This window comes from Dyella japonica A8 (genome assembly GCF_000725385.1).
GTDB classification, from domain to species: Bacteria; Pseudomonadota; Gammaproteobacteria; order Xanthomonadales; family Rhodanobacteraceae; genus Dyella; species Dyella japonica_C.
The window spans coordinates 771,935-784,977 of record NZ_CP008884.1; the positions used below are offsets into that span (position 1 = coordinate 771,935).

General features: G+C 63.9%; 10 protein-coding genes. 2 read left to right on the plus strand and 8 right to left on the minus strand.

The genetic code is table 11. The annotated features are described in order from the left end of the window. Positions 1 to 8 precede the first annotated feature (8 nt). The 3 genes from HY57_RS03185 to HY57_RS03195 all read right to left on the minus strand — a co-directional run bounded on the left by HY57_RS03185 (position 9) and on the right by HY57_RS03195 (position 4,575). Positions 9 to 2,861, minus strand: coding sequence for a fimbria/pilus outer membrane usher protein (locus HY57_RS03185; protein ID WP_019464195.1), 2,853 nt, complete (start codon positions 2,859 to 2,861; stop codon positions 9 to 11). Positions 2,862 to 3,156: 295 nt separating this feature from the next. Beyond that, entirely contained in the window at positions 3,157 to 3,891 is a 735-nt protein-coding gene (locus HY57_RS03190; RefSeq protein WP_038579296.1) for a fimbrial biogenesis chaperone, read from the minus strand. Positions 3,892 to 3,981: 90 nt separating this feature from the next. Further along, on the minus strand, positions 3,982 to 4,575 hold the full coding sequence (locus tag HY57_RS03195; protein ID WP_019464193.1) for a fimbrial protein: 594 nt from the start codon (positions 4,573 to 4,575) through the stop codon (positions 3,982 to 3,984). Between the two features lie 222 nt (positions 4,576 to 4,797). Here HY57_RS03195 and HY57_RS03200 point away from each other — a divergent pair, with 222 nt between their 5' ends. Next, complete coding sequence (locus HY57_RS03200) at positions 4,798 to 5,142, plus strand: helix-turn-helix domain-containing protein (protein WP_019464192.1); 345 nt, start codon at positions 4,798 to 4,800, stop codon at positions 5,140 to 5,142. A 369-nt stretch (positions 5,143 to 5,511) separates the two neighbouring features. On the opposite strand, the gene HY57_RS03205 is transcribed toward HY57_RS03200, so the two are convergent. From HY57_RS03205 to HY57_RS03225, 5 genes are all read right to left on the minus strand, one after another. Then, on the minus strand, positions 5,512 to 6,951 hold the full coding sequence (locus tag HY57_RS03205; RefSeq protein ID WP_019464191.1) for a hypothetical protein: 1,440 nt from the start codon (positions 6,949 to 6,951) through the stop codon (positions 5,512 to 5,514). A gap of 235 nt (positions 6,952 to 7,186) precedes the next feature. Continuing rightward, positions 7,187 to 8,278 (minus strand): PA0069 family radical SAM protein, encoded by a 1,092-nt coding sequence (locus HY57_RS03210; RefSeq protein WP_019464190.1) that lies wholly within the window; start codon positions 8,276 to 8,278, stop codon positions 7,187 to 7,189. A 153-nt stretch (positions 8,279 to 8,431) separates the two neighbouring features. Continuing rightward, complete coding sequence (locus HY57_RS03215) at positions 8,432 to 8,890, minus strand: hypothetical protein (RefSeq protein ID WP_038579300.1); 459 nt, start codon at positions 8,888 to 8,890, stop codon at positions 8,432 to 8,434. A 114-nt stretch (positions 8,891 to 9,004) separates the two neighbouring features. Beyond that, positions 9,005 to 9,781 (minus strand): class I SAM-dependent methyltransferase, encoded by a 777-nt coding sequence (locus HY57_RS20735; RefSeq protein ID WP_019463508.1) that lies wholly within the window; start codon positions 9,779 to 9,781, stop codon positions 9,005 to 9,007. 536 nt (positions 9,782 to 10,317) lie between these two features. After that, positions 10,318 to 12,534: a hypothetical protein gene (locus HY57_RS03225; protein WP_158407919.1), complete on the minus strand. Its 2,217-nt coding sequence runs from the start codon at positions 12,532 to 12,534 to the stop codon at positions 10,318 to 10,320. A 195-nt stretch (positions 12,535 to 12,729) separates the two neighbouring features. On the opposite strand from HY57_RS03225, the gene HY57_RS03230 reads away from it, so the two are divergent. Next, on the plus strand, positions 12,730 to 12,990 hold the full coding sequence (locus HY57_RS03230; RefSeq protein WP_019464014.1) for a GlsB/YeaQ/YmgE family stress response membrane protein: 261 nt from the start codon (positions 12,730 to 12,732) through the stop codon (positions 12,988 to 12,990). Positions 12,991 to 13,043: the final 53 nt, after the last annotated feature.

Genomic DNA, 13,043 nt, shown 5'->3' on the forward strand with positions numbered 1-13,043 from the left:
TTCCGTAGTTAGCGACACACCGCATCAGCGCTTTCCAGGCTCGATGCCCGGCCCTTCGTCCGCGCCGGCAACTGATAATTGACCTTGCATTGTTCGCGTTCGCTGTCGCCCCACTTGACGGTGAGCGCACCGCCGTCTTCCGCACCGCGCACGAACATCTGCCCGCCCTGTCCCACGGTGCCCACGCTGTTGCCGCTGGCGTCGATCACTTCCGCACCAAACGGCAGCACCTCGCCATTGGGCTGGGTGGCGCGAATCAGCGCCGCGCGACCGCTGACGGTGTCGAACTTGAGCGGCACCACGGCGCCGGCACGCGGCGCGGTTTGCAGGCGCGTGGTTTGCAGCTCCACGTCCATGGAGGCGCCGGTGGGGTCCAAGGTGACGTCGTTGATGCGGTATGGCGTGAGGCTGGTGACCACGGCGTAGCCCTGGCTGTTGATCTTGGCTTGGCCGCTACTGGAGACACGGGCACCCTCGGCGCCGGGCGCATCAATGATGGCCACCGGGCTGGTGAGGTCGATCTGCGGGGCCAGCGTGACGCCGCCGCCGTGCACCACCACGCCACCCGACGCGCCTACGGAGCCCTGCTGGTAGTGGCTGCTGTACGAGTAGCCAGCGTTGAGGTTGCCGTACGCCGCCTGCCAGCCCAAGTTGCCGCTGGCCGTGGTTTTGTCGTTGCTGTGGTCGGCGTAGTTAACGTTGGCGTTGTAGTTGTACTGGCTGCGCTCGCCAAAGGAGCCGTTGATGCCTACGCGGTCGTTGTTGCCCATGACGTCGTCGTGCGACACCATCGCCGAGAGCATGGGCACGTTGCGGGCCGAGGGGCCGCCCAGTGGAATGGAGATATTCAGGCCGACCTGGTTGTCGTAGCGACTGCCCCGCAGCGCGGGACTGTAGCTATAGGTGCGGCTGGCGGTGACACCGTAGTTCACCCGCTTGAAGGTGTTGCTGTAACCAAGCTGGTAGGTGGTGGCATTGGGTATGCCGTTCCAGTAGGTGTTGCGCGAGCCGTTGAAGTACAGCTGGCCGTACTTGCCGCCAAAGTCCTGGTTGATGGTGACCTGCACGCGCTGTTTGGAGCGCAACAGGCTGGGCGCGGCCCAGTTGCTGGGGTTGCTGGCCATGGAGGTCAGCAGATCCTGCGTTTGCACGGCGTCGCCCAACGACAGGTAGTTGCCGTTGGAGTAGCGGTAGGAGGCCACCGCCAAGGTGGTACCGGAGGTGGCGATGGCCTTGGAGTACGAAAGGCGGGTGCTGTAGCCGGACTGCGAGGCGCCCGCGCCCTTGAAGGTGGTGTGCGAGTTGGTGACATCCAGCGCGAAGGCACCCACCGGCGTATTGATGGCCGCGCCACCCAGGTAGGCGTGATACAGGTTGCGATAGGTGGACTGCGCACCCGTATAGAGCGTCAGCCAGTTGTTGATGCCGCGCTGATAGGTGCCCTCCACAAAGTAGGGCATGCCGTTTTGCAGCGAGGTGTTGCGCACCTGGCCATCGGTGATGGCCCAGCGGCTGACACCAGGACGCAGCAGCATGGGCACGGCGGAGTACGGCACGGTAAAACTGTGCACGGTGCCATCGGCTTCAAACACCATGACCTGCAGGTCGCCGCCGTAGCCGGTGGAGTACAGGTCGTTGATGACGAAGGGCCCGGGCGCCACGGTGGTTTCGTACAGCAGGTTGCCGTTTTGGCGCACTTCCACGCGGGCCTGCGTGTTGGCGACGCCGCGCACCACGGGCGCAAAGCCCTGCTGCGAGTCGGGCCGCATGCGGTCGTCGCTGTACAGGGTAAGGCCACGGAACGGCGTGGTGTCGAACAGGATGCCCTGGGTGTAGCTGTCGCCGAGGGTCAATTGGGCTTTCCACGGCGTGATGTCGTGGGTGGCGGTGGTGTTGAAGTTGTGCCAGGTGGTGTGGCCGGTGTTTTGGTCCCACTGCGCGGTTTCCACGCTGCGGATGCGCCAGCCAGCCACGTTCAAGCCAAGGTTGAGGCCGACGTAGGCGTTGATGTCGCTGTAGTGGTAGCCGCTGCTCGTGGCCGGCGTATAGCTGCCGACCTGCACGGGTACGTAGGTGCCGTTGTTGCTGAGCATGTAGTTGCCGCTGGTGCTCGGCGTGTAGGTGCCGCTGCCCGTTGGCGTGTAGTACGCACTGTTTTGCACCTGTACGGGCGTGCCGTCGGTGCTGATAGCGTTACCGCCGCTGCTGCGCGGACCGCTGCTGCTCTGGTTGATGGCGTAAGCGTTGACGGTGTAGCCGAGCAGAAAGGCGGTTTCGCCCTGGTCCAACAGGTCGGGACTTACGTAACCGCGCGCGCGCTTGAGCAGCGAGGCCTGCGGAATGGACACATTCAGGCGCAGCTCGCCCATGTCCATTTTGGCGGTAGCCTCGGGGCTGACCGCGCTGATGGCGATGCAGACGTTTTGCGGGTTGACGGTGGCGGGATCGAGCGTGCTGATATCCACGCCCATCTGCACCAGCTCGGCGTAGGTAAAGCAGGGCTGCGCGTTCTTCAGGCCGTCAACGGCATGGAAAGTCATGTCCTGGCGTGAAACGCGGCCTTCGTTGACGAAGATATCCACGCTGTAGTTGCCGGGTAGCACGGTGGTGCCCTGCTCGAAGCGGGATAGGTCTACCGACGACTGGCCCGTACCGACAAACGCATTGCTGAACTGCACCACGCCCGGATCGGCGGCAGGCTCCAGCGCCCCCGATGCGGCGGCAGGCGCTGCCGGCGCCGCCCATGCCGACGTAGAGCCAAACGCTGCCATGATGAGCATGGGCAAGCGGCGACTGCGCAGCAGCGTGACATGGCTCGCCCTGCTGCCGTCTTTGTAGAGGAGGTGGTGTTGCGTGGTCATGTGCGCTTCCAATTCGTCTGTTGATGGCGCCAGCCGCATCGGGGGCGGCGGGTGCCGAATCCGGGCAAAACACTCCTGGCGCGACGCCGAACGGGCGTCATCGAAAAGTGGTTTCGAGGTGCTTGTGAATGTCCGGGCGGGTACTGACACCCGGACGTGGTTGGGTTTGGCGGTCACGCGCCGCTCTGCACGCCATGTCTTTGGAACACGACAAGGCTTTATGCGTTGTGGCGGCTGTATCAGGTGCTCCGGTGCGGGGTGATGGCGGCGTGTTGCGAATGGCCCGCGTTGGCGATCAGCGGGTATAGCTGGCTTCGTGTTCGTTGAAGCCGCCGAAATCGTTGATCACGGTGACCACGAGTTGGTTGCTGGCATCCGGTGTGCCCGTCACGGGCAAGGTGCCTGTGCCTTTCGCCGGACACATGCCGCCCTTGGTCACCGATGACTCCTGTTTGGCGCCCTTGAAAGTGAGGTCGCTGAAGGAGATGTTGTAAGCGGTGTTGTTGGTGCATTCCGCCACGTAGCCGTTGCCCTGCTGCACGATGCGCCAGCTCAGTTGATCGGCGGCGGCATCCGGCGTGCCCGGCAGGCCCTTGGGGCGGTAGAACAGTTTCATGCGCGAGCGCACCGCAAGCTGCATGTAGTTATCCGCGCCTTCGGCACCGGCTTTCGGCTTGGGCGGGATCTCGAGAATGTTGAGCCAGAAAACCGTTTCGCGGTCCTGCGGCTCGGCGGCGCCGGTGTACATGATGCGCAGCGTCTGGCCTTTGTGTGGATCCACCCGCGCCATGGGCGGCGTGATCAAGAAAGGGGCCTTGCTGCTTTCCGCGCGTTCGCTGGCGTCGCCAGCATCCACCCATGCCTGAATGAGGCGTGCTTCCGTGCCGTCGTTGACCATGCTCAACGACACTTCGCGTTGGTCGGCGGGGTACACCACGCGCGTACCGTTGATGGTGATGCCCGCGTGGGCGGTGCCGAGGCCACCAAGGGCCAGGCCCATGACACAAAGGGCTCGAGTAAAGACGTTCATGCGTAACTTCCAGACGTTGGGTAACTCAGTAACCGCGTACAGGTTGGCAAGGCCGGTTGCCCGGCCTTGCCGCTGATGCCCAGCGTGGGATCAGTTGTACTGCATGGAGTAAGTCAGGTACGTGCTGACCGTGCCTGCGGTGGCGGCGCCGCCCTTGGCCAGGTACTGCGCGGTGTACTTGAGCGTGGCGGTGTTGCTGGCAATGGTGGCGGCCGGCTGGTTGCTGGAAGCGATCACGGTGGCGCCGTTGGTGACAAGGGCATTGATGCCCAGGTTGATCGGCTGGCTGTTGGCCGGGTTCACCATGCGCACCTGCGTGTTGCCGGCGCCGCCGGCGGTCTGGTTCTTGAGCGCACCGGTGGAGGCGTCGAGCGCCGGCGTCTGTGTGGTTTCGATCCACAGCGCAGCGGTTTTGCCGTTGGTGCAGTTGGCGCCACCGCCAAGGATCAGCGAGAAGTTGGTGTCGCCTGCGGTCTGGCCATCCGCCGCCAGCGCCGAGGTGCTCACGGTGGGCAGGGTCACGGTGATGTTGCCCGTGCCGGTAGCCGCGCCGCCGCCGGTGATGGTGCAGGTGGTGTCGGTGACTTCACCGTTGAAGGTGATGGTGCCGTCCGCAGCAGAGGCCTGCATGGCAACGAAGCCGAGCGCGGCGGCCAGGGCGGTGGAGAAAAGCGTCTTTTTCATGGGGTGTCCTTACGAAGCGGTTATTCCAAACAGGTTTGGAACGGTGGGGTGCTCGCCACCCATGCCTATGTGCAGGGAGTGATGAGTCGCCGACGAGTGTAGGAACGCGGCGGCTTCGCAAGTCTGGTATTTGCGGATATTAAGGGTCAATGGCAACCGGACGACAAGAGACGCGGCATAACCTTACATTTGTGTTCTAAGAGTGATGGGGCACAAACGCGCATGGTTACGTTCAGTGACCGACTCAAAAAAGCACGAAAAGCCGCCAGCCTGACGCAGGAAGAATTGGGCTTTGCCCTGGGTTTATCCAAGCAAGCGGTATCGGACTGGGAAAACGGCCGACAGTTTCCGAATGCGCACGTGTTGCCCCAGCTGAGAAAAGAGCTTGGCGTGACGCTGGATTACCTGTATTGCGGCGATGGACAGGGGCGCGAACGCGGTGTCCAGGAAGTCGCTGCGCGGTATGAGGCGCCGTTGACGCCCGAGCTTCGCCGCCTGCTTGATATGGGCCGTCGTTTGACGCCGCTACAGCTCAAGTCGTTGCTGATCGTGCTGGGTAGGAAGTGACGCGCTGGGTCAGCGGGTGCTGGCTTTGTCAGGCTTTTGAGGATGTGAAGGAATAGTCCTACAGAGCTTTGGTGCTGTCTCTACACCGATTTGCGATAAACGCGTTGATGTAACTCAATCCGCCCCTGTCGGCGGTGTCGTGTCCCCTTCCGCCGCCACAGAGGCGCATGTAGCCCGGATGAAGCGGAGCGGGAATCCGAGAGGGTGGTGCGGCACCCACGAGCACCATTAGCGCAACGGCGCCTTCATCACTCTTGCGGTGTTGATGATGCGCTGCGTTGCCCGGATGCCGCCGTTGGCTGCATCCGGGCTACTGGGTGTTCTCGAGTGCTTTTGCGCAGACACGCGTCGCGCGTTTTCTCTCTACGGTTAGAACATGTAGCCCATGCCGAGATTGAAGCGATCGTTCTTGTGGTTGTCTTGATACTTCTGATAGTCGGCCTTGCACACGACCTGCGGATAAGGGCTGAACGTCAAACCCATGGTGGCGACGTGGTCGGCGTTCGCGGGATCCGCAGCGAAGCCCGCAGGCATATGCGACTGCGTGTTGAATCGCTCATAGCGCACGAACGGCGTCAGCGTCATGTCGCCGTGCTCCCACACGGTGTACGCCGCTTGCATCAGCCAACCGTAGAAGGCACCAGGTACATAGGGGCGCGCTGTCTGATTGGTGTTGTTGAATGCCTGTATGGATGCGTCGATCTTTGCCGCTTGACCGATGGTGCCCCTGGTGTAGAGCGCTTCAAGATCCCAGCCGTTGCGTTGCCAACGGGTGTGCATGTCCCACAGGGTGACGCGGGCTTTGATGCCGGCCAGATCGGGGCTGTCCGGGTTGGCCTTGTAATCGGCGTTGGCGTGCGTGGAGTTGCCGGTAAACACGCCGCCGCCGATGGTCCAGCCCGGAATGCCCTGGTAATTGAGCGCGCCATAGACAGACAGATCGTGTGCCTTGGCCAACTGCAATTCCTGATGGATGGCGTGCAGCGGTGCGCTGGGGTCGTCGAACTTGGCGACGTCGAATCCGGTAGTGACGCCCACGTCCCACGCGAGACCGGCGTTGGTGCTGCCCCATAGGCCCATGCCACCCTCGCGCCAGGTGGAGGGAATGATGCGGGTCTCCACCTCGTTGCGCTCGACACCGTAGTACATGGGTGGCTCGTGCGACTGGTTGATGAACCCGAACGGCATGAGGAACAGGCCGGTCTTGAGGTTCACGCCCGAGGCGATCTGATAGTTGAGGAACGCCTGCTCGATCTCGCTTTCACCCTGATCGCTGGCGCTGGTGACGGCGTGTTCCCATTCCATTTCGCTGTTGAAACTCAGGCGGTCGGAGAACTGGTGGCTGAGCAGCACCACAAAGCGCCGCAGGTCGGCCTGCGTGCGACTGCCATCGTGCACGTAGTTGTTGTAGTTGATCTCGCCGTAACCGCCGAAGGAGGTATCCGATTTCTGGCTGCCGCCGGTGGGCGCGGCTGACGAAGCAGAAGCTGCCGCCATGCTCGCGGTGGAACTGGCCACTGGTGTATTGGCAACGATGGTGGAAGGCATCGGCGCTGCCGCAGACACCGGGTTTACCGATGCCGTTTGCGCCGGCGTCGCCGTGGCGGGCGACGCCTTGCCTTGAGTGGCCGCTATCTGGTCGGTCTGTTCGTGCAGCTGTTTGATCTCAGCCGCTTCCGACTTCAGCTGGGCGTCTTGCGCGTCGAGCCGCTGTTTAAGTTGCGCAATAAGCGACTTGAGCTCGGCTTCCGACGCATGGGAAGCGAGTGGCATCAGGGCGAGTGCGCCGATCAGCGCAAAAACAAGCACGCCGCGTCCCCGGCGATGGGAGGAAAGGCAAAACATAGGGCGCCCCCGGGCTGAAAGAGGCGCAAATTTAAATGGAAACCATTCTCACCTGCAATAAAAACCATGTTTTGCCATAGGTTGCGACAGCCTGGCGACGGGTTGCCGGGGTGAAGGCAGCGGGAATCCGGCAGGGCGGTGGGCTACAAGCTCATGTCACGAGCGTGTGCGGCAGGTCGATGCGGTCGCGACGGTTCTTTCAGAACAACTGTCCCTGCGGCGACGGCTTGCGCGGCGGCGTGAACTTGGTGGTGTCCAGCCACAATTCGCGTGCCCTTCCGAAACCATGCTTGCGGCAGGCGACATCGAAGCGGCGGCGGATGAGTTCGGCGAACACGCCCTGCCCGCGCATGCGGGTGGTGAAGTCGCTGTCGTAGTCGCGGCCGCCGTGCATTTGCTGGATCAGGCTCATCACGTGGCCGGCGCGTTGCGGCACGTGCAGCGCTAGCCATTCGCGGAACAGGGCTTTCAGTTCGTAGGGCAGGCGCAGCGTGGTGTAACCAGCGCAGGTGGCGCCGGCGTCGGCGGCCTGCTCCAGCACGGCTTCCAGGTCGCTGTCGTTGAGTGCGGGGATGATGGGCGCCACCAGGACGCCGACCGGTACGCCGGCCTCGCGCAGCGTGCGGATGGCCTGGATGCGCCGGTGCGGCGCGCTGGCGCGCGGTTCGAGTTTGGCGGCAAGGTGGTTGTCCAGCGAATTGACCGAGACGAACACCTGCACCAGGTTGTCGCGCGCCATGGGCGCGAGGATGTCCAGGTCGCGTTCCACCATGGCGTTCTTGGTGACGATGGTGCACGGGTGCCGGCACTCCGCCAGCACTTCCAGCGCGGCGCGGGTGAGTTTCCAGCGACGCTCAACGGGTTGGTAGGGGTCGGTGTTGCTGCCGATGTTGATGGGGCTGACGGTGTACGAGGGGCGCGCGAGTTCATGGCGCAGCACTTCGGCGAGATTGCTCTTGGCACGCAGCTTGGTTTCGAAATCAAGGCCGGGCGAGAGATTGAGGTAACTGTGCGAAGGGCGCGCGAAGCAGTAGATGCAGCCATGCTCACAACCGCGATACGGATTCAGCGCCTGGTTGAAGTGGATGTCCGGCGAGTCGTTGCGGGTGATCACGCTGCGAGCGCGTTCTTCCGTGACCTCGGTGCGCGGGCGGGGCGCCTGTTCGTCGAGCAGCAGGCTTTGCCAGCCGTCGTCTTCCGCCTGGTGGCGAATCGATTCGAAGCGCCCCTCCGGGTTGGAAGCGGCGCCGCGACCCTTGAGGGCCTGCAGGGGGAGGAAGGAGTCGGCCATGGGGGGAGTGTGCGCTGGAGATGTCTCAGGTGGCGCGACACCTTGGTCGCCTCATTCCGTTGTGGGAGCGCACCCTGTGCGCGACTCGCCACGCGGGGGCAGCGGCGCATGGCGCCGCCGTCGCGCACAGGGTGCGCTCCCACAGCGGGGCGGTTATCTCGCAGGTGCCAGCTGGGTTCTTAGCGCCGCGCCCATGGCATCCAGCGGATACCCGTTCAATTGCCTCCCCAGCTCGCTGAACACCGGTGTGGAGATGGTCCAGCCCATCGGTATGGGGTAGTCGCCGGGGCATAGGCGGAAGTGCCACAGCATGTCGCCGTTTTGTGGCTGGGCGGGGTCCGGGCGCAGGGCGTGCAGCAGTTGCACGCGCGCGTATTCGCCGCGAGCGCTGCGGGTGTCGAGCAAGGCTTCGACTGGCGCAATCGCTTCGCCGCTCACCGGCTCGCTCACGCGGCCGGGTGCCTGTGCACAGGCGACGGAGTAGAACGGCATGGGGTGGCTGGCGTCGTGTTGCTCGATGAAGTCGCCCATCAGCGGATCGTTGCTGATGTGGATGACGATGAAGCGCAATGGGATGCCGCGTTGGCTCGCCTTGTCGCGCACCAATTGCATCAGCTCGAGGATGATCGAGCCGCTGCCTGCTCATGGTCGCCTACTCCCACTCGAACTCTACACGCTCATGCATGCCTGCAGGCTATGCCGATACCGTCTCAGCGACGCGAATGATTACGCGCGGCGGCGATAGACTGCCCAGATCGAACTGGAAACAGATGGGCCATTGAAGAAGTCGGCCAACCTGGAGAGGTGAAGGCCCAACATCGTTATGATCGCTAGCTTTCGCGATGAGATTTTCGGGACACCACGGTAGAAGGCCGCGCACGCGGCACCAGCCAGCAGGCCCGTGTTGTAGCTCGACTGGGTTCTTTCGAAAAGCGGTCCGAGCAGGTCGTCCAGCTCGGTCATATTGAAGCCGTCACGAACGTGACCGACTGCGTTGTGGAACTCGCGCCCGAACACACGCGGATAGCGGTGTGTCGGTACCGAGATCAGGATGGTGCCATCGGGCTTAAGCAGCCGATTGATGTCCAGCAGCAGAGCGCCTGGATCGTTCAGGTGCTCCAACACATCAATGAGCAGCGCATAGTCAAAGCTCGCCGGCGCAAAGTCGAACGCTTTCATCGAGTCAGCACACACGAAGTCCATGCCATCCGTGCCGCGTTCGGTAGCCAGCGCGTTGGCGCGGCCAATCGATCGCGGATCGATGTCCACGCCGAGGCCGGTCATTCCTGGTAAGCGCTCGCGCAGCGCAAAGAGATTGGCGCCTTCGCCGCATCCGAACTCAAGGACACGAGTCTTCTGATTCGGGTCTTGACGTGCGAAGAACTTCAGCAGGGGCCTCGATCGAAAATGGTAATGCAGATCGACCGGGCCGATCACCTTGGTTATCGCATCCCATTTGCCATGGCTGGCTGTAGCCGTCGCCGCCTGAATGCCTTCGTTCATCGCCTTGAGCCTGAGTCTGGTCCCCAACAGGCCCCAGACTCTAAGGCATTCCGTCGGCCCTGTCCTGCGCGGCACCGCACAGGTAAGGTGATCAGAATCACTCGATACTCAAACGTAGGTTTCCGGCGTAGTTCGTGCTCACAACCGCGATACGGATTCAGCGCCTGGTTGAAGTGGATGTCAGGCGAGTCGTTGCGGGTGATCACGCTGCGGGCGCGTTCTTCCGTGACCTCGGTACGCGGGCGGGGCGCTTGTTCGCCGAGCAGCAGGCTTTGCCAGCCGTCGTCTTCCGCCTGATGGCGAATGGATTCGAAGCGCCCCTCCGGGTTGGAAGCGGCGCCGCGACCCTTGAGGGCCTGCAGGGGAGGAAGGAGTCGGCCATGGGGGGAGTGTGCGCTGGGGATGTCTCAGGTGGCGCGACACCTTGGTCGCCTCATTCCGTTGTGGGAGCGCACCCTGTGCGCGACTCGCCACGCGGGGGGCAGCGGCGCTGTGCGCCGCCGTCGCGCACAGGGTGCGCTCCCACGGAGGGGTGGTTATCTCGGGGGTGCCAGCTGGGTTTTTAGCGCCGCGCCCATGGCATCCAGCGGATACCGGTTCAATTGCCTCCCCAACTCGCTGAACACCGGTGTGGAGATGGTCCAGCCCATCGGGATGGGGTAGTCGCCGGGGCATAGGCGGAAGTGCCACAGCATGTCGCCGTTCTCTGGCTGGGCGGGGTCCGGGCTCAGGGCGTGCAGCAGTTGCACGCGCGCGTATTCGCCGCGAGCGCTGCGGGTGTCGAGCAAGGCTTCGACTGGCGCAATCGCTTCGCCGCTCACCGGCCCGCTCACGCGGCCGGGTGCCTGTGCACAGGCGACGGAGTAGAAGGGCATGGGGTGGCTGGCGTCGTGTTGCTCGATGAAGTCGCTCATCAGCGGATCGTTGCTGATGTGGATGACGATGAAGCGCAACGGAATGCCGCGTTGGCTCGCCTTGTCGCGCACCAGCTGCATCAGCTCGAGGAGGGTGGTGGTTCCGGAGTTCTCGAAGTAGCCGCCGTCGACGAGCTGCAGGCGGGAGGGTACGGGCGGGTTGGCCAGGTTCGCCTCGAGCGTGCCGGCAGGACTTACATAAGTGAAGCGCGCACTGTTGAGCACGACTTCGCTCAACGGCACGCGCGGGTCCAGCCAGCTCGATCCATCAAAGCCGGCGGTCCACGGTTGTCGCTGTGGCGTTGCCAAGGGTTTGAACGGGTGCTGGATGAAGCGCTTGCCCTGCGTCACCGTGGTGCTGTTGAGGAACAACGCCGGTACAGAGGTCAGCGCAGGCGTGCCTGCCGGTCCGTAGAGTGCGGAGAACGGTTGCGCGAATGCCGGCATGCCCTCCAGGCGCGCCGCCGATTCCCACGCACGGGTCAATGCACGGGAGCGGTCATTCATCCATGCGCCGGGCAGCCAGCGCTGGGTGAGGTCCACGAAGAACGCGTTCGCCAGCATGGGTGCGAGGAAGTCGTGGCTGAGCATGTTGCGCGCACGCGGCTCCAGCGTGGCGGCCTCCACCGGCTGCGGTTGTGCGAGAGAGGCGGTGTAGACCGCCAGCCCCATGCTTCCACCCGATACGCCGCTCGCCGCGAGCAGATAGCGCGCAAACAGCGGTTCGCCACGGGATGGTTGCCCCTGCTGTGTGATGGCGGTGAGGCGGCTGAGTACTTCGCTTGTCCATGCCGCGCTGCGGATGCCGCCGCCTTCGGCGGACACCAGGATCACGGGACAAGGCCGGCGCCCGGTGCAACGGTCGGTGAGCCAGGCATCCACATAGGCGTCGAAGGTCGGGCGCGTATCCGGCGGCTGCGGGCCGGGACGCTCGTGCGTGCTCATCGCCGGGTACTGCCGCACGTGATGGTTGTCGTTGAGGTGCAGCCAATGAAACGACGCACTGACCAGCAGCAGGATGCTGAGCAATGGCACGCCGCGCCGGTCGCCGATCATGCACAGCAATCCGCCGGTGTAGCAGAGGAAGGCCTCGGCGATGAGCAGGATCGCCAGTGGACCGATGCCGTCGAGCAACTCAGGCACGAAGGCGATCACGACCGCGGCGATCACGTTGAGCGTCACCGCGACGATATAGGTGGCCACGGTCCATCGGCCAAGGTCGCTCACCCGCCACACGCGTCTGGCCTCCCGTGGGTGCCAGACATGGGGGCGTGTGCGGCCTCGGCGACGCTTGAGCAGGTAGGCCACGCGACGCCGCATGATGAAGAAGGCGATCATGGCCGCCGATTCCACCAGCAACCCCAGCGCTCGCCAGCTGCGTTGCATGCACTGTTCGGTAAGGACGCAGGGGCCATGGGGCAACCGCGTCAGCGCAATCACATAACCGATACAGACCAGCAATGGCACGGATGCGCCGAGCAAGCGCGGCAACCAGTCACGCAGGAAGGCGGCGCGCTCGTCCTGCAAGGCCGGCCAGCGTGGATAGCGCAGGCGGTACGCGTTGCGCGCGGCGTACCACATGGCAAGGCCCGCCAACGCGCTGCTCGCCAGCAAGCCGAGATAGCGCGCGCGGCTCGGATCGGTCCACAACGCGATGAGGAATAGTTCGGCCGCCTGGTCGACGGTGACGGTCACGATGGCCACCGCCGCCAGCACCAGCAGCGATACGCGTACGGGCTTGAGGTGATCGAGCACCAGCGCGGTCCACCCCAGCATGCGTCGCCAGTGATGGCGGATGACGCGCCGCCGCGTTCCCCTCGGGCGTTCGACATCGGGCATGCGGCTCCCTCCGGTGCCGTGCTTGCTCATGGCCGCGACCATAGTAGAGCGAAGGGGCCCTGTCACACGTGATGGCGTTGGCATGCACGCTTTGCCCACATCGCCGACCCGGCGCTGAAGGAGTGAGCGGGCATTGGGCGTGCGCTCACGCGCGCCGTGGATACTTCAGATACGCGTTACGGCGAGGAGCATGCGATGGCGGTTGAGGGCCTGCTGGTTTTCCTGTTGATCGGCGCTATCGCCGGCTGGTTGGCCGGCTTGATCGTGCGGGGTTTCGGCTTCGGCCTGATCGGCAACATCGTGGTCGGCATCATTGGCGCATTCTTTGCCGGGTGGCTGCTGCCGCGGCTCGGCCTGCACTTCGCCGTGATGGGCCCGTTCTTCAACAGCGTGCTGCATGCGCTGATTGGCGCGGTGATCCTGCTGGCCATCATCGGTGTGATCCGCCGCCTGTGAGGCGCGCGAATGAAGAAGGCGCGGCGGTGGCCCGTCGCGCCTTCTTCATTTGC